The sequence below is a fragment of the Pseudomonas sp. 43mfcvi1.1 genome (assembly GCF_900115935.1).
GTDB lineage: Bacteria > Pseudomonadota > Gammaproteobacteria > Pseudomonadales > Pseudomonadaceae > Aquipseudomonas > Aquipseudomonas bijieensis.
The window spans coordinates 67,267-83,232 of record NZ_UETT01000020.1 but is presented as its reverse complement, the minus strand read 5'-3'; the positions used below and the strand labels follow the sequence as shown (position 1 = coordinate 83,232).

The window sequence follows — 15,966 nt, the reverse complement described above, 5'->3', positions numbered from 1 at the left end:
ACGGGGCTTTTTCGTTTGTGGGGTGAGTCTCTTGCAAAACTGTTTGTATGGGCTGTCGGCGCTGCGGTTGGGGCGTGTCATCAGGTCGCTGCGCTCATTTTTGCAAGAGTCTTATGTCTTGTTTTTTTGGCTCGTCCGTATGGCGAGAGGCGTGTGTCATGAAGTTTGTTGATGAAGTATCGATTCGAGTGAAGGCCGGCGACGGCGGCAATGGTTGCATGAGTTTCCGTCGGGAAAAATTCATTGAAAACGGTGGCCCGAACGGCGGTGATGGTGGCGACGGCGGCTCGATCTATATGCTCGCCGACGAAAACCTCAATACCCTGGTGGACTACCGTTACACCCGGCACTTCGATGCCGAGCGTGGCTCCAACGGTGGCAGCACCGACTGCACCGGCAAGAAGGGTGAAGACCTGATCCTGCGCGTGCCGGTCGGCACTACGGTGATCGATTCCGCCACCCAGGAAGTGATTGGCGACCTGACCAAGGCTGGCCAGCGTCTGTTGGTCGCCCATGGCGGCTGGCACGGCCTGGGCAACACCCGTTTCAAATCCAGTACCAACCGTGCGCCACGCCAGACCACGCCAGGCAAGCCGGGCGAGCAGCGTGACCTCAAGCTGGAAATGAAAGTGCTGGCCGACGTGGGCCTGCTGGGCCTGCCGAACGCCGGTAAAAGTACCTTCATTCGCTCGGTGTCGGCGGCCAAGCCGAAAGTTGCTGATTATCCGTTCACCACCCTGGTGCCGAACCTGGGCGTGGTCAGTGTCGATCGTTGGAAGAGCTTCGTGATCGCCGATATTCCGGGGTTGATCGAAGGCGCTTCCGAGGGCGCGGGCCTGGGCATTCGCTTCCTCAAGCACTTGTCCCGTACCCGTCTGCTGCTGCACCTCGTGGACATGGCGCCATTGGATGAAACCAGTGCCGCCGATGCCGCCGAAGTCATCGTCAACGAACTGACCAAGTTCAGCCCTGCCCTGGCCGAGCGTGACCGTTGGCTGGTGCTGAACAAGTGCGACCAGATCCTCGAAGAAGAACACGAGGAGCGGGTCAAGGAAATCGTCGACCGCTTGGAATGGGAAGGTCCGGTCTATGTGATCTCGGCCATCGCCAAGGAAAACACCGAGCGCCTGTGTCACGACATCATGCGTTACCTGGAAGATCGCGCCGACCGCCTGGCCAACGATCCGGCCTACAAGGAAGAGCTGGCCGAGCTCGATCAGCGCATCGAAGACGAGGCTCGTGCCCAGTTGCAGGCGCTGGACGACCAGCGTGCCCTGCGTCGCAGTGGCGTGAAGTCGGTCCATGACATCGGTGATGACGATTGGGACGAAGAGGATGTGGATGACGAAGACGGTCCGGAAATCATCTACGTTCGTGACTGACCGTGTGCTGATGTCACTCAACTGAAGCCAAGACCTGTGTGGGCGAATCTGTGGGAGCAAAGCTTGCTCGCGATAGCGGTTTGCAGCCAGCAAAGGTGTTGGATGTGACGAGGCCATCGCGAGCAAGCTTTGCTCCCACAGGCTCACTCCCTCAAGGATTCTTGGGGACAGGTTTAACTGGTCCTGCGCGGTGTTATCATCGCCGGCAAGCCGGTTCCCAAGGCGCCGCTCATTCGAGCGGCGTTTTGGTATCTGTAAAACGCAAATACGAATAATCCCATGGGCGGCGCTGGGTCGCGCCGTTCGCTGGCAAAGGTTGAAGATGATGCGGAGCAAGGTGACGGGTGCGCGGCGCTGGGTCGTGAAGATTGGCAGCGCACTGCTGACGGCGGATGGCAAGGGCCTGGATCGCCAGGCCATGGCGGTGTGGGTCGAGCAGATGGTGGCCTTGCATGAGGCTGGCGTCGAGCTGGTATTGGTCTCTTCGGGGGCTGTGGCAGCCGGTATGAGCCGTTTGGGCTGGACGTCGCGACCCAGCGCGATGCACGAATTGCAGGCCGCTGCCGCCATCGGCCAGATGGGGTTGGTGCAGGCTTGGGAATCGAGCTTTGCCGAGCACGGTCGCCATACGGCGCAGATCCTGCTGACCCACGACGACCTGTCCGACCGCAAGCGCTACCTCAATGCCCGCAGTACCTTGCGCGCGCTGGTGGAGCTCAAGGTCATCCCGGTGATCAACGAGAACGACACGGTCGTCACCGACGAAATCCGTTTCGGCGATAACGACACACTGGCCGCGCTGGTGGCGAACCTGGTGGAAGCGGACCTGCTGGTGATTCTCACGGATCGCGACGGCATGTTCGACGCCGACCCGCGCAACAATCCGGATGCCAAGTTGATCTACGAAGCCCGTGCCGATGATTCGGCACTGGATGCGGTGGCGGGCGGTACCGGTGGTGCGCTGGGCCGTGGCGGTATGCAGACCAAGTTGCGTGCGGCGCGTCTGGCCGCGCGTTCCGGGGCGCACACCATCATTGTCGGCGGTCGGTTGGAGCGGGTGTTGGATCGCCTGAAGGCGGGCGAGCGCATCGGCACCTTGCTTTCCCCTGAGCGCGGCATGCTGGCGGCACGTAAGCAATGGTTGGCCGGGCACCTGCAAACTCGTGGCACCTTGGTATTGGACGAAGGCGCGGTCGCGGCTTTGTCCCAAGGCAACAAAAGCCTGCTGCCGGTGGGGGTGAAGCTGGTCCAGGGCAGTTTCCGTCGTGGCGAAATGGTGGTGTGCGTAGCGCCGGACGGTCGTGAGATCGCTCGTGGCCTGGCCAACTACAGCGCCCTGGAGGCGCAGAAAATCATCGGCCAGTCGTCTGATGCGATTGTCGGTCTGTTGGGCTACATGGCTGAGCCGGAATTGGTTCACCGTGACAACCTGATCCTCGTCTAAGGAAAAATCATGGGTTTGGCAAAAGGATTGATTGGCTTGCTGCTGGCAGTGCCGCTGCTGGCTTCGGCCGAGGAGATCGGCCAGGTATCGACGGTGTTCAAGTTTGTCGGGCCGAACGACCGGATCGTGGTCGAGGCGTTCGATGATCCCAAGGTGGATGGCGTGACCTGTTATCTGTCGCGGGCCAAGACCGGTGGCGTGAAGGGTGGCCTGGGCCTGGCCGAGGATCGTGCCGAGGCCTCTATTGCCTGTCGTCAGGTTGGCCCTATCAGCTTCAAGGGTGAACTCAAGGATGGCGAAGAAGTGTTCCGCGAGCGTACCTCGCTGGTGTTCAAGACCATGCAAGTGGTGCGCTTCCTCGACAAGAAGCGTAATACGCTGGTGTACCTGGTCTACAGCGACCGCGTGATCGAAGGCAGCCCGCAGAACGCGGTGACGGCTATTCCGATCTTGCCGTGGCGTTAAGTATCGAATGACGGGCGAGCCGATCGGCTCGCTTTTTAATTTCCATGGATTTGTTGTGCTTTTGGCGCGAAGGGATTCGTATGCGTTCGTTTTTGCTGCTGTTTGTATTGGGTTGTTCCGTTTGCGCCGGGGCGCTGGCCGAGCCGTTTTATGGTGCAAAGCCGCTGGCGCATCCGGTGATAAAAACTTCCCAGGAGAGTGGGGCGACGCTGGCGTTTATCCGCGAGACGGAGGGTGTCGTCGGCTATTCATGCCTGTGCGATTCGCCGGACGGTGTCCCGCAAGTGCTCGACACTTATGGCGATGCGAGCATCGAGTCGGTGTTCTACGCCAGTCTCGACAGTGATCTACAGACGTTGATCGTGTTGTCCCGCATCAAGGGGCAATCTGCACTTCACGGCTATCGCTTCGTGCCGGCCACTGGTGGGTATCGCCGGCTGGAGACGCTGCAACCGGTATTGGATCGTATTGCCGCTGAGCGCAAGGTCCTCACTGCTGCGCTGGTCCAGAAAGAGCTGGGCAAGTTGCCGCCCTACGACTACAGCGCTGTGTTACCCAAGACCGGCATCGCCGAGTTCGACGCGTTGGAGCCCGCGAGTGGCACGCTGGTGGGTTACTTCGGCGTTGATGGTGTCCCGGCGTCTGCGGGGCAGTCGGCAGAGGATCCTCATCGCGATACCTACAAAAAGGCCTTCCAGCAGCGCGAAGGTCGATGGCTCACGCTGACTTATGGGCGTGTGCCTCCCCGGGATGAGGATGTGGGTTCTGCCTACCGTGTCAGCAGAATGGCTTGGGAGACCAATCCAAAGGTCTATCAGGGCTCCGAGGATGGGGCCTGGGCGGCCTTGGGCGATGGCCGGCTCTGGGCGCTGGGTTCGTATGTCCAGGGTAAGAGGTCGGGCCAGTGGACTGAATTCGACGAGTCGGGCTACGCGTCCACCGGCGCCTATGTGGAGGGATTGCGCCAGGGGCCGTGGGTCGTCAGTGACGGAGGCACGGTTTCCAAGGGCATGATCGTCGACGATTTTTATGAGGGGCGCTGGACGATAGAAGCGCGGGACGATGGGGAGCAGATGTCGGGCTTCGATACTTACAAACATGGTGATTTTGACGGGCCATCCGAGCGCGTAAGCCGGGGCGTGGTTGTCCAGCGCGGCGATTTCGTGGCGGGGCAACAACACGGGGACTGGATAATGCCCTGGGGTGAGGGGCGTTATGTGCGAGGTGTGCGAGAGGGTCGCTGGACATTGAAAATGGACGGCAGCGGTATCCAGACTGTGGATTTTGTCGCCGACAAGAAGCAAGGCGAATTGCGCGAAGTGGATGCCGCGGGTGTATTGCGGCTCGTCGAGCATTACCGCGCGGGTGTGCTGGATGGCTTGAAAGAAACCTACGCGGCCAATGGCAAACTCACCTATTCGGCCAACTACACCAATGGACAGATCGAAGGGCGGGCGCTGACCTACACCGATGACGGTGCGGTGCTGCTTTCAGATATCTCGTGGCGCCATGGTTCGCGAGAGGGCGCTTTCCGTCTCTATCACCCCAATGGTCAGCCCGATACGGTGGCAACCTACGAGGCGGATGAGCCCATTGGTAACGTGCAGTCATTCGATGCGAATGGGGTGTTGATCGCGGACCGGAACTATTGCCACGTACCTGATGGTAAATACACTCGTATCAAGCTTTGCGGCAAGCAACGCGGGGCTTTCAATAATGGTCATTTCGACTCGGAGAGTGATTACCTGTTCGGCAATGAGCAAAGTGCCCGCCATAGCCAGGATGGGCGCAAGGTTCGGGAGGTGTTGCTGGGGCCTGATGATCGCGTGACTCACAACGAGTACTACCCCAGTGGTCAGCTGAAATTCTCCGAGGCCAAGCAGGGCTTTCGCCTGATAACGGTCGAGGGGAAGGAGTACAAGGATTACTCATACGCCAAGCGTGAAGGCGAGACGGTCTACTACTACCCGACGGGTGTGGTTGAGCGCCGCATGAACTTCAAGGATGACAAGATAGTGGGGTGTTACACCGGCTACGATGAGGCAGGCGTGCAGAATTTCCCGCCGCCGGGAGGTTGCCCTCCGCCCAAGCCGGTGGTTTTCAATTTTGGGGAATAGAGTTATCGCGGAGAATGTGGGGTGAGCTCAGGGCTCATGCCCACTGAAGATCCAGTGTGGGAGCGAGCCTGCTCGCGATGAGGGCAGTGCAGTCGCCATCTTCATCGTCTGGCCCGCCGCCATCGCGAGCAAGCTCGCTCCCATAGGAGAAAGGTGCTCTGGTTGGAGGTAGATCGCAGGCAATAAAAAACCGACCCTGAGGTCGGTTTTTTAACGAGCGCGTCGCTTAGGCAGCAGCGGCAACGTTCAGGGCCTTTACGTGGCCATTCAAACGGCTCTTATGGCGAGCAGCCTTGTTCTTGTGGATGATGCCTTTATCGGCCATGCGGTCGATAACTGGCACAGCCAGAACGTAAGCAGCTTGAGCTTTTTCAGCGTCTTTTGCGTCGATGGCCTTGACTACGTTCTTGATGTAGGTACGGACCATGGAACGCAGGCTGGCGTTGTGGCTGCGACGCTTCTCAGCCTGTTTTGCACGTTTTTTGGCGGAAGGTGTGTTGGCCACCGTCGAGCTCCTCGAAAGACTTTTTGGGAAATAGCAAACAAAATAGGCCGCGAATCATGCCGATGAGTTGAAGTCTTGTCAAGGGCGGGTGACGCGTTCCGCTGAATGGCAGGTGCGGCGCACCGAAGGATTTCTTTCCGGCGTGCGACCTGTAAACTCGCGGGCTTTGGCTCTGCACTGTTTAGCGGCGCGGAGTATCGCACAAGTGGGCGCGTTGTTCGCCTGCTGTTTATCGACAGGCAAAAACTCTTTTCATGAATCTGCTCAAATCGTTGGCTGCCGTCAGCTCTATCACAATGCTTTCCCGCATCCTGGGGTTCGTTCGCGATACGCTCATCGCACGGATATTCGGCGCCGGGATGGCCACCGACGCCTTCTTCATCGCCTTCAAGTTGCCCAACCTGTTACGGCGGATCTTCGCCGAGGGGGCGTTTTCCCAGGCCTTTGTGCCGATCCTGGCGGAATATAAAAGCCAGAAGGGCGACGAAGCGACCCGCACGTTCATTGCCTATGTCACGGGGCTACTGACCTTGGTGCTGGCACTGGTCACGGCCGCCGGCATGCTCGCCGCGCCCTGGGTGATCTGGGCCACGGCGCCGGGTTTCACCGATACGCCGGAAAAGTTCCAGCTCACCTCGGACCTGCTGCGGGTGACCTTTCCTTATATATTGCTGATTTCCCTGTCGTCCCTGGCTGGGGCGATCCTCAATACCTGGAACCGCTTCTCGGTGCCGGCCTTTGTGCCAACCCTGCTCAACGTCAGCATGATCGTGTTCGCGGTATTCCTGACACCGTATTTCGATCCTCCGGTGATGGCCCTGGGCTGGGCGGTGCTGGTGGGTGGCCTGGCGCAATTGCTGTACCAACTGCCGCACCTGAAAAAGATCGGCATGCTGGTGCTGCCACGGCTGAACCTGCGCGACAGCGGCGTGTGGCGGGTAATGAAGCAGATGCTGCCGGCGATCCTCGGGGTTTCGGTGAGCCAGATTTCCCTGATCATCAACACCATCTTTGCCTCGTTTCTGGTGGCCGGGTCGGTGTCGTGGATGTATTACGCCGATCGGTTGATGGAATTGCCGTCCGGTGTGCTGGGTGTGGCCCTGGGCACGATCCTGCTGCCAACCCTGGCCAAGACCTACGCCAGCCAGGATCGCCATGAATACTCGCGCATCCTCGATTGGGGCCTGCGCCTGTGTTTCGTGCTGGTGTTGCCGTGTGCCCTGGCGCTGGGCATCCTGGCTGAGCCACTGACGGTTTCGCTGTTCCAGTACGGTCAATTCAATGCGTTCGACGCCTTGATGACCCAGCGTGCGCTGATCGCCTACTCGGTGGGCTTGCTCGGGATCATCGTGATCAAGGTGCTGGCGCCAGGCTTCTATGCCCAGCAGAACATTCGCACGCCGGTGAAGATCGCCATTTTCACCCTGGTGATGACCCAATTGTTCAACCTGTTGCTGATCGGTCCGCTGGCGCACGCCGGCCTGGCCTTGGCAATCAGCGCCGGGGCCTGTCTCAACGCCGGGCTGCTGTTTTATCAACTGCGCAAGCAGAAGATGTATCAGCCGCAACCGGGCTGGGGCAAATTTGGCCTGAAGCTGCTGGTGGCCGTGGCGGTGATGTCGGCGGTTTTGCTTGGCGCGATGCATTTCATGCCGGCCTGGGGAGAAGGGCAGATGCTCGCGCGTTTCCTGCGTCTGGGCGTATTGGTCGTCGCTGGTGTGGTGGCGTATTTCGGTATGTTGCTGCTGATGGGTTTCCGTCTGCGCGACTTCAATCGCAAGGCCTTGGGCTGAAGGGGCGGCCCTCGATAATTCAGGGGCGGACGGCGGTTTTGTCGGTTCGATCACTTTGGGGTGCGGTGTTGCCTGTCGTCGGCCGCCGGGTGTGGTTATAATCGGCCACTTTATGAGCAAGAAGCGCGTTATGCAGCTGGTTCGAGGCCTCCACAACCTGCGCCCCCAACATCGGGGCTGTGTCGCCACTATTGGCAACTTTGACGGTGTTCACCGTGGCCACCAGGCTATCCTGGCGCGGTTGCGCGAGCGTGCGCTGGAATTGGGCGTGCCGAGCTGCGTGGTGATCTTCGAACCGCAGCCCAGGGAGTTTTTCGCCCCGGACACCGCCCCGGCCCGGCTGGCCCGGTTGCGGGACAAGCTGCAATTGCTGGCGGCCGAAGGTGTCGACCGGGTGCTGTGCCTGGCCTTCAACCAGCGCCTGAGCAAGCTCAGTGCCGCCGAGTTCGTCGAGACCATCCTGGTGGACGGTCTGGACGTGAAGCATCTGGAAGTCGGCGATGATTTCCGTTTCGGCTGCGACCGGTCAGGGGATTTCGATTACCTGCAACAGGCCGGTAGCGTCCATGGCTTCACCGTCGAAGCGGCGCAGACCGTCGAGATGGGCGGCTTGCGCGTCAGCAGCACCCAGGTCCGCAATGCCCTGGCGGCTGCCGACTTCGAATTGGCCGAGCGCTTGCTCGGCCGGCCGTACCGGATTGCCGGGCGGATCCTGCACGGGCAGAAGCTGGCGCGCCAATTGGGCACGCCGACGGCCAACGTGCAGCTCAAGCGTCGTCGTGTGCCGCTGACCGGGGTGTTCCTGGTGAGTGTCGAGATCGACGGCAAGACCTGGCCCGGTGTCGCCAATATCGGCGTACGGCCCACGGTCCAAGGGGATGGCAAGGCCCACCTCGAAGTACATGTTCTGGATTTTGCCGGCGATCTGTATGACCGGCGTTTGACGGTGGTTTTCCACCAAAAGCTGCGTGAAGAGCAGCGTTTTGCCTCTCTGGAGGCGCTCAAGACGGCGATCCATGCAGATATCGCCGCCGCCCGTGCCCTTGTCGCAACCAGCGCCAATCGCTAATGAAGAGCCTTAAATGACCGACTATAAAGCCACGCTAAACCTTCCGGACACCGCCTTCCCAATGAAGGCCGGCCTGCCTCAGCGCGAACCACAGATTCTGCAGCGTTGGGACAGCATTGGCCTGTACGGAAAGTTGCGCGAGATTGGCAAGGATCGTCCGAAGTTCGTCCTGCACGACGGCCCTCCGTACGCCAACGGCACTATTCACATCGGTCACGCGCTGAACAAGATTCTCAAGGACATGATCATCCGCTCCAAGACCCTGTCGGGTTTTGATGCGCCGTATGTCCCGGGCTGGGACTGCCACGGCCTGCCGATCGAACACAAGGTCGAAGTGACCCACGGCAAGAACCTGGGCGCGGACAAGACCCGCGAGCTGTGTCGTGCCTACGCCACCGAGCAGATCGAAGGGCAGAAGTCCGAATTCATTCGTCTTGGCGTGCTGGGCGACTTCGCCAACCCGTACAAGACCATGGACTTCAAGAACGAAGCCGGTGAAATCCGTGCCCTGGCGAAAATCGTCGAGGGCGGTTTCGTGTTCAAGGGCCTCAAACCGGTGAACTGGTGCTTCGATTGCGGTTCGGCCCTGGCCGAGGCGGAAGTCGAGTACGAGAACAAGAAGTCCTCGACCATCGACGTCGCGTTCCCGATTGCCGATGAAGACAAGCTCGCCGCCGCTTTCGGCCTGGGCAAGCTCGCCAAGCCGGCCGCGATCGTGATCTGGACCACCACCCCGTGGACCATCCCGGCCAACCAGGCGCTGAACGTCCACCCGGAGTTCAACTACGCCCTGGTCGACGTCGGCGACAAGCTGCTGGTGCTGGCCGAAGAATTGGTCGAATCCTGCCTGGCCCGCTACAACCTCGAAGGTTCGGTGGTCGCCACCGCGCCAGGTTCGGCGCTGGAGCTGATCAATTTCCGTCACCCGTTCTATGACCGTCTGTCGCCGGTATACCTGGCCGACTACGTGGAACTGGGTGCGGGCACTGGCGTGGTTCACTCCGCGCCGGCCTATGGCGTCGACGACTTCGTGACCTGCAAGAAATACGGCATGGTCAATGACGACATCCTCAACCCGGTACAGAGCAATGGCGTGTACGCGCCGTCGCTGGAGTTCTTTGGCGGCCAGTTCATCTGGAAAGCCAACCCGGCCATCGTCGACAAGCTGACCGAAGTCGGCGCACTGCTGCACACTACTGTCATCGAACACAGCTACATGCACTGCTGGCGCCACAAGACCCCGCTGATCTACCGCGCCACCGCGCAGTGGTTCATCGGCATGGACAAGCAGCCCACCACTGGCGACACCCTGCGCCAGCGTTCCCTCAAGGCCATCGAAGACACCACGTTCGTGCCGGCCTGGGGCCAGGCGCGCCTGCACTCGATGATCGCCAACCGTCCCGACTGGTGCATCTCCCGCCAGCGTAACTGGGGCGTGCCGATCCCGTTCTTCCTGAACAAGGAAAGCGGCGAGCTGCACCCGCGCACCGTCGAACTGATGGAAGAGGTGGCCAAGCGCGTCGAAGCCGAAGGCATCGAAGCCTGGTTCAAGATGGATGCCGCTGAGCTTTTGGGTGACGAGGCGCCGCTGTACGACAAGATCAGCGACACCCTGGACGTCTGGTTCGACTCCGGCACCACCCATTGGCATGTGCTGCGCGGTTCGCACCCGATGGGCCACGAAAGCGGCCCGCGTGCCGACCTGTACCTGGAAGGCTCGGACCAGCACCGTGGCTGGTTCCACTCCTCGTTGCTGACCGGTTGCGCCATCGACAACCACGCGCCGTACCGCGAGTTGCTGACCCACGGCTTCACCGTCGACGAGTCCGGCCGCAAGATGTCCAAGTCCCTGGGCAACGTGATCGCGCCGCAGAAGGTCAACGACACCCTGGGCGCCGACATCATGCGCCTGTGGGTGGCCTCCACCGACTACTCCGGCGAAATGGCCGTTTCCGAGCAGATCCTACAGCGCAGCGCGGACGCCTACCGGCGGATCCGTAACACTGCGCGCTTCCTGCTTTCCAACCTGACCGGTTTCAACCCGGCCACCGACCTGCTGCCCGCCGAAGACATGCTCGCGCTGGACCGTTGGGCCGTGGACCGTACCCTGCTGCTGCAACGCGAATTGCAGGAACACTACGGCGAATACCGTTTCTGGAACGTCTACTCCAAGATCCACAACTTCTGCGTGCAGGAGCTCGGTGGCTTCTACCTCGACATCATCAAGGACCGCCAGTACACCACCGGCGCCAACAGCAAGGCGCGCCGTTCGTGCCAGACCGCGTTGTTCCACATCAGCGAAGCGCTGGTACGCTGGATCGCGCCGATCCTGGCGTTCACCGCCGACGAGTTGTGGCAATACCTGCCGGGCGAGCGCAACGAATCGGTGATGCTCAACACCTGGTACGAAGGCCTGACCGAACTGCCGCAAGGCTTCGAGCTGGACCGTGCGTATTGGGACCGCGTGATGGCGGTCAAGGCAGCGGTCAACAAGGAAATGGAGATCCAGCGTGCGGCCAAGGCCGTCGGTGGCAACCTGCAGGCCGAAGTGACCCTCTACGCCGAAGAAGCCCTGAGTGCCGATCTGGCCCGGCTGAGCAACGAGCTGCGCTTCGTGCTGATCACCTCCACCGCCAGCGTTGCACCTTTCGTGCAGGCGCCGGCCGATGCGGTGACCACTGAAGTCAGCGGCCTGAAGCTCAAGATCGTCAAGTCGAACCACACCAAGTGCGCTCGTTGCTGGCACTGCCGCGAAGACGTTGGCGTGAACCCGGAGCATCCGGAAATCTGCGGTCGTTGCGTGGACAACATCAGCGGCAGCGGTGAGGTTCGTCACTATGCCTAACGTGGCGAGCCGTTTCGGACGGCTGGGCTGGTTGTGGTTGAGCGCGCTGGTCCTGGTCATCGACCAGGCCAGCAAGTACTACTTCGAACACTCGCTGACCATGTACCAGCAGATCGTGATCATTCCTGACTACTTCAGCTGGACCTTGGCTTACAACACCGGGGCGGCGTTCAGTTTCCTGGCCGACAGTTCCGGCTGGCAGCGCTGGCTGTTCGCCCTGATTGCCGTCGTGGTCAGCGCTGTGCTGGTGGTCTGGCTCAAGCGCCTGGGGCGCAATGAGACCTGGCTGGCGGTGGCGCTGGCCTTGGTACTCGGTGGTGCCCTGGGCAACCTCTATGACCGCATCGCCCTGGGCCACGTCATCGATTTCATCCTGGTGCATTGGCAGAACCGCTGGTATTTCCCGGCGTTCAACTTTGCCGACAGCGCCATCAGCGTGGGCGCCGTGATGCTCGCCCTGGACATGTTCAAGAGCAAGAAAACCGGAGAAGCCGTCCATGACTGAGCAGCGTATCGCTCAAAACACTGAAGTGAAGCTTCACTTCGCCCTGCACCTGGAAAACGGTGACACCGTCGACAGCACCTTCGACAAGGCCCCGGCGGTGTTCAAGGTCGGTGATGGCAACTTGCTGCCAGGCTTCGAAGCGGCAATTTTCGGTTTCAAGGCCGGTGACAAGCGCACTGTAGTGGTTCCACCGGAAAATGCCTTTGGTCAGCCCAATCCGCAAAACGTGCAGACCATGCCACGCTCCCAGTTCCAGGACATGGAGTTGTCCCAGGGCCTGCTGGTGATCTTCAACGACGCGGCCAATACCGAGCTGCCGGGTGTGGTAAAGGCATTCGACGACGCCCAGGTAACCGTGGACTTCAACCATCCGCTGGCGGGCAAGACCTTGAGCTTCGAAGTGGAAATCCTCGAGGTCAAGGCGCTTTAAGGTTTAACGGGCAGTGGCTGCCCCCACAATTCCTGTGGGAGCGAGCCTGCTCGCGATAGCTGAGTCCCAGCCACCGTCAAGCTGACTGATCCACCGCATCGCGAGCAGGCTCGCTCCCACAGACACGAGGCACAGCATGCAAATCAAACTCGCCAACCCCCGTGGCTTCTGCGCCGGTGTGGACCGGGCGATCGAAATCGTCAACCGCGCCCTGGAAGTCTTCGGGCCGCCGATCTATGTGCGCCACGAAGTGGTCCACAACAAATTCGTCGTCGAAGACCTGCGTAGCCGCGGCGCCATTTTCGTCGAGGAACTGGACCAGGTGCCGGACGACGTCATCGTGATCTTCAGTGCCCACGGGGTTTCCCAAGCGGTGCGCACCGAAGCCGCCGGCCGTGGCCTGAAGGTATTCGATGCCACTTGCCCACTGGTGACCAAGGTGCACATTGAGGTGGCGCGCTACAGTCGCGACGGCCGCGAATGCATCCTGATCGGCCACGAAGGCCATCCGGAAGTCGAAGGCACCATGGGCCAATACGATGCCAGCAACGGTGGTGCGATCTACCTGGTCGAAGACGAGGACGACGTTGCGGCCTTGCAGGTGCGCAACCCTGAGAGCCTGGCTTTTGTCACCCAGACGACCCTGTCCATGGATGACACCAGTCGTGTGATCGACGCCCTGCGTGCTCGTTTCCCGGCCATCGGCGGCCCGCGCAAGGATGACATCTGCTACGCCACCCAGAACCGTCAGGACGCGGTCAAGCAACTGGCCAACGAATGTGATGTAGTGCTGGTTGTCGGTAGCCCGAACAGCTCCAACTCCAACCGCTTGCGCGAGCTGGCCGAGCGCATGAATACGCCGGCCTACCTGATTGATGGCGCCGAGGACATGCAACGCAGCTGGTTCGATGGCGTCGAGCGCATCGGTATTACCGCCGGTGCTTCCGCGCCGGAAGTGCTGGTGCGCGGCGTGATCCAGCAATTGCAGGCCTGGGGCGCAATCGGTGCCGATGAGTTGGCCGGTCGCGAGGAAAACATCACTTTCTCGATGCCGAAAGAGCTGCGCGTCCGCTCCTTGCTTTAAGTTCTTTTTCGCACAGCGCCTGCTCGGCTTTGACGCTTTCCAGGTGGACGCGGCCGGAGGGCGCCAGTATCACTTGATGGTGGCTGACCGGCCCGCGTTTGGCGCAGACATGCAGCGTGCCTGCCTGGAATGCGCCGTTGGCGTGCAGCGCTTCTCCCTGGCTGCCGAACCTCACCCTGCGTTTCACCGGCTGGTTGCCGACCACCCGGGCGCTTGCCCTGCGCTCCATCAGCACGGTCTTGTCCTTGTCGTCCAGGGTAATGCGCCATCCCCGGCCCCAATCGTCATCTATCCCCCTGAGCACGACTGTCTGGTTGCGGGCAATGGCTTCGCTGCGCGCGCTGCGCAAGCCGCTGATCAGCAACTGCGCGGTGTCCTTGCGTTCGATGGATTCGATCAGCTCTTTGTAGCCCGCGCCGGCCCACGGCAGAACAATTGCGGCAATTGCCAGTCCCATGAGCAGTTCGATCAGGCTGAAGCCCTGTTGATACATGACGTCTCCTCCCTGGAGAGCGTGAAGCGGATTCAAGACTTATGAATCATTGTGGCGAGGGGATTTATCCCCGTTGGGCTGCGTAGCAGCCCCAATAAGGCTAAATCCCCTCACCACAGATGCACACAAAGGCGGTGGTTTGTTCTAGCGTGTACAAGCAGGTATAGCCGACGGCAACGGAGGGCACCGATGGATCTTCGTACAAAAGGTTTCACGCTGATCGAGGTGCTGGTGGCCCTCGGCGTGCTGCTGATCCTGATCACCCTGGCGGTGCCGGCGTTTACCGGATCGATGCAGAGCACCAAGGCCGATACCGAGATCGGCGATCTGCGCCGGGCGCTGAACTTTGCCCGGATGGAGGCGATCGACCGTGGTATCACCACGCGAATTCGTCCCACGGCCCAGGGCAGTGCCTGGAGCGGCGAACTGACGGTGTATGACAGTACTGGCTCGTCGCCCAATATATTGCGGGTTGTTCCAGCGATGGGCAGTGGCGTGACTCTGACGCTACCCTCAGACGTGACTAGCGTCGATTTCAACAACCTCGGCGGGTTATCGGCACCGGCCACGCCAGTGAGCTTCAATTACGTAAGAGGAGCGCAGAGCAGGACGCTGAGTGTTTGCCTCAATGGAAGAATCGTATTGGGTGGAAGTTGCGGATGAAGGGTTGCAATAAAAGGGCGCAGGCCGGCATGACGTTGATCGAGGTGCTGGTGGCGGTGCTGATTCTCGGCGTCGGCTTGCTGGGGGCGGCGATGATCCAGCTCAATGCGCTCAAGTACACCGACAGTTCGCGCATGACCAGCCAGGCCAGTTTCATTGCCTACGACCTGCTGGACCGCATTCGCGCCAATTCCGGCGCCGACTACACCATCACGCCGCCCAGCTCGCCGAACCTCAGCGTGGCCCGGGACCAGGACCTTTATGATTTCAAGACCAACATCATCGCCTTCGGCGGCGCCACTGCCACCGGCACCATTGCGCTGAATCAGCGGGTCTACACCATCACCATTTCCTGGGACGACGCACGCGCCGCCAACACCACCAACGCGGCCGAGGCGCGGCGCAGCTTTGTGCTGACCAGTCGCGTCGCCGTCGATCCGGTGGGGGCGACGCCATGAACCGGCACAGTCGCGGTTTTGGCCTGATCGAGTTGATGATCGCGCTGGTGCTCAGCTTGATCGTCGTGCTGGGTGTCGTGCAGATCTTCATCGCCGCCAAGAACACCTACATCAGCCAGAGCGCGGCGGCGGTGATGCAGGAGGACGCCCGGTTCGTACTGAGCAAAATGGTCCAGGAGATTCGCATGGTGGGCATGTTCGGTTGCCTGGGGACCATTACCGATGCGTCCACGGCCAATGATTTCAATGCCAGCCAGATCACCCCGATCCGCTGGGACAACGCTAACCGGAGATTGACCCTGGTCACCGCGGACATAGGCAGTGGCGGGAGCACTCCGACCTGGACCGTCGTCTCCGATTGCCGCACCTCGGCGACGGCCTATACCAATGCACGGTTACCGGCGGCGGGGCAGTTGGCCTTCCCGATCCGCCGACTGATCTACAGCTTCAACAACAATCAATTGCTGCTGGGTAGCGGCGCCGGCAACCCGACCTTGTCGGTGCTGGTGGATAACGTGCGGGCGTTCGACGTGACCTTCGGTGTGGCCGGGAGCGCGACGGATATCGCGGCGTCGAGCTACACCGCCAACCCGGCAGACCCGGCACTGATCCGCAGCGTACGCTTGACCCTGACGCTCTTTGATCCGAAGAACGCGGTGCGCGAGCAGACCTTCAATGTGGTTGCCGCCTTGCGCAACCGGCTTCTATGAGGG

General features: G+C 60.8%; 15 protein-coding genes. 13 read left to right on the top strand and 2 right to left on the bottom strand.

Annotation, left to right across the window (positions count from 1 at the left end):
• The first annotated feature begins 158 nt into the window (after positions 1 to 158).
• The 4 genes from cgtA (at position 159) to DTP52_RS28750 (ending at position 5,408) form a co-directional block, all read left to right on the top strand.
• On the top strand, positions 159 to 1,382 hold the full coding sequence (gene cgtA, locus DTP52_RS28765) for an Obg family GTPase CgtA (protein WP_039593902.1): 1,224 nt from the start codon (positions 159 to 161) through the stop codon (positions 1,380 to 1,382).
• 325 nt (positions 1,383 to 1,707) lie between these two features.
• Positions 1,708 to 2,826, top strand: coding sequence for a glutamate 5-kinase (gene proB, locus DTP52_RS28760; RefSeq protein ID WP_109756388.1), 1,119 nt, complete (start codon positions 1,708 to 1,710; stop codon positions 2,824 to 2,826).
• Positions 2,827 to 2,835: 9 nt separating this feature from the next.
• The gene (locus DTP52_RS28755) at positions 2,836 to 3,291 is read left to right on the top strand and encodes a CreA family protein (protein ID WP_003205733.1); all 456 of its coding nucleotides are present in this window, start codon (positions 2,836 to 2,838) and stop codon (positions 3,289 to 3,291) included.
• A gap of 80 nt (positions 3,292 to 3,371) precedes the next feature.
• The gene (locus DTP52_RS28750; RefSeq protein ID WP_109756406.1) at positions 3,372 to 5,408 is read left to right on the top strand and encodes a toxin-antitoxin system YwqK family antitoxin; all 2,037 of its coding nucleotides are present in this window, start codon (positions 3,372 to 3,374) and stop codon (positions 5,406 to 5,408) included.
• Between the two features lie 226 nt (positions 5,409 to 5,634).
• Here DTP52_RS28750 and rpsT read toward each other — a convergent pair whose 3' ends face one another.
• Positions 5,635 to 5,913 (bottom strand): 30S ribosomal protein S20, encoded by a 279-nt coding sequence (gene rpsT, locus DTP52_RS28745; protein WP_003185593.1) that lies wholly within the window; start codon positions 5,911 to 5,913, stop codon positions 5,635 to 5,637.
• 254 nt (positions 5,914 to 6,167) lie between these two features.
• Between rpsT and murJ the strand changes: the two genes are divergently transcribed.
• The 6 genes from murJ (at position 6,168) to ispH (ending at position 13,639) form a co-directional block, all read left to right on the top strand.
• Complete coding sequence (gene murJ / locus DTP52_RS28735; protein ID WP_109756387.1) at positions 6,168 to 7,706, top strand: murein biosynthesis integral membrane protein MurJ; 1,539 nt, start codon at positions 6,168 to 6,170, stop codon at positions 7,704 to 7,706.
• Positions 7,707 to 7,836: 130 nt separating this feature from the next.
• Positions 7,837 to 8,775: a bifunctional riboflavin kinase/FAD synthetase gene (gene ribF / locus DTP52_RS28730; RefSeq protein WP_162893867.1), complete on the top strand. Its 939-nt coding sequence runs from the start codon at positions 7,837 to 7,839 to the stop codon at positions 8,773 to 8,775.
• Between the two features lie 13 nt (positions 8,776 to 8,788).
• On the top strand, positions 8,789 to 11,620 hold the full coding sequence (gene ileS, locus DTP52_RS28725) for an isoleucine--tRNA ligase (RefSeq protein WP_109756385.1): 2,832 nt from the start codon (positions 8,789 to 8,791) through the stop codon (positions 11,618 to 11,620).
• Positions 11,613 to 12,125 carry a signal peptidase II gene (lspA, locus tag DTP52_RS28720; protein WP_109756384.1) on the top strand — a complete coding sequence of 171 codons (513 nt, stop codon included), beginning with the start codon at positions 11,613 to 11,615 and terminating at the stop codon, positions 12,123 to 12,125. Before ileS ends, lspA begins: the two co-directional genes overlap by 8 nt.
• Entirely contained in the window at positions 12,118 to 12,555 is a 438-nt protein-coding gene (gene fkpB, locus DTP52_RS28715) for an FKBP-type peptidyl-prolyl cis-trans isomerase (RefSeq protein ID WP_109756383.1), read from the top strand. Before lspA ends, fkpB begins: the two co-directional genes overlap by 8 nt.
• Positions 12,556 to 12,691: 136 nt before the next feature.
• Positions 12,692 to 13,639 (top strand): 4-hydroxy-3-methylbut-2-enyl diphosphate reductase, encoded by a 948-nt coding sequence (ispH, locus tag DTP52_RS28710; protein WP_109756382.1) that lies wholly within the window; start codon positions 12,692 to 12,694, stop codon positions 13,637 to 13,639.
• Here the strand turns inward: ispH and DTP52_RS28705 are convergent.
• Complete coding sequence (locus DTP52_RS28705; RefSeq protein ID WP_109756381.1) at positions 13,593 to 14,132, bottom strand: GspH/FimT family pseudopilin; 540 nt, start codon at positions 14,130 to 14,132, stop codon at positions 13,593 to 13,595. The genes ispH and DTP52_RS28705 overlap by 47 nt on opposite strands.
• A 189-nt stretch (positions 14,133 to 14,321) precedes the next feature.
• On the opposite strand from DTP52_RS28705, the gene DTP52_RS28700 reads away from it, so the two are divergent.
• From DTP52_RS28700 to DTP52_RS28690, 3 genes are read left to right on the top strand one after another with little or no spacing between them, the layout of a single operon-like run.
• Complete coding sequence (locus DTP52_RS28700; RefSeq protein ID WP_109756380.1) at positions 14,322 to 14,795, top strand: GspH/FimT family pseudopilin; 474 nt, start codon at positions 14,322 to 14,324, stop codon at positions 14,793 to 14,795.
• Positions 14,792 to 15,253, top strand: coding sequence for a type IV pilus modification protein PilV (pilV, locus tag DTP52_RS28695; protein ID WP_109756379.1), 462 nt, complete (start codon positions 14,792 to 14,794; stop codon positions 15,251 to 15,253). The genes DTP52_RS28700 and pilV overlap by 4 nt, the downstream gene beginning before the upstream one ends.
• Complete coding sequence (locus DTP52_RS28690; RefSeq protein WP_109756378.1) at positions 15,250 to 15,963, top strand: PilW family protein; 714 nt, start codon at positions 15,250 to 15,252, stop codon at positions 15,961 to 15,963. The genes pilV and DTP52_RS28690 overlap by 4 nt, the downstream gene beginning before the upstream one ends.
• Positions 15,964 to 15,966 lie beyond the last annotated feature (3 nt).

Coding starts and splice junctions, on each gene's coding strand:
- cgtA (WP_039593902.1), top strand. CDS start 159: ATGAAGTTTGTTGATGAAGTATCGATTCGAGTGAAGGCCGGCGACGGC.
- proB (WP_109756388.1), top strand. CDS start 1,708: ATGCGGAGCAAGGTGACGGGTGCGCGGCGCTGGGTCGTGAAGATTGGC.
- DTP52_RS28755 (WP_003205733.1), top strand. CDS start 2,836: ATGGGTTTGGCAAAAGGATTGATTGGCTTGCTGCTGGCAGTGCCGCTG.
- DTP52_RS28750 (WP_109756406.1), top strand. CDS start 3,372: ATGCGTTCGTTTTTGCTGCTGTTTGTATTGGGTTGTTCCGTTTGCGCC.
- murJ (WP_109756387.1), top strand. CDS start 6,168: ATGAATCTGCTCAAATCGTTGGCTGCCGTCAGCTCTATCACAATGCTT.
- ribF (WP_162893867.1), top strand. CDS start 7,837: ATGCAGCTGGTTCGAGGCCTCCACAACCTGCGCCCCCAACATCGGGGC.
- ileS (WP_109756385.1), top strand. CDS start 8,789: ATGACCGACTATAAAGCCACGCTAAACCTTCCGGACACCGCCTTCCCA.
- lspA (WP_109756384.1), top strand. CDS start 11,613: ATGCCTAACGTGGCGAGCCGTTTCGGACGGCTGGGCTGGTTGTGGTTG.
- fkpB (WP_109756383.1), top strand. CDS start 12,118: ATGACTGAGCAGCGTATCGCTCAAAACACTGAAGTGAAGCTTCACTTC.
- ispH (WP_109756382.1), top strand. CDS start 12,692: ATGCAAATCAAACTCGCCAACCCCCGTGGCTTCTGCGCCGGTGTGGAC.
- DTP52_RS28705 (WP_109756381.1), bottom strand. CDS start 14,132: ATGTATCAACAGGGCTTCAGCCTGATCGAACTGCTCATGGGACTGGCA.
- DTP52_RS28700 (WP_109756380.1), top strand. CDS start 14,322: ATGGATCTTCGTACAAAAGGTTTCACGCTGATCGAGGTGCTGGTGGCC.
- pilV (WP_109756379.1), top strand. CDS start 14,792: ATGAAGGGTTGCAATAAAAGGGCGCAGGCCGGCATGACGTTGATCGAG.
- DTP52_RS28690 (WP_109756378.1), top strand. CDS start 15,250: ATGAACCGGCACAGTCGCGGTTTTGGCCTGATCGAGTTGATGATCGCG.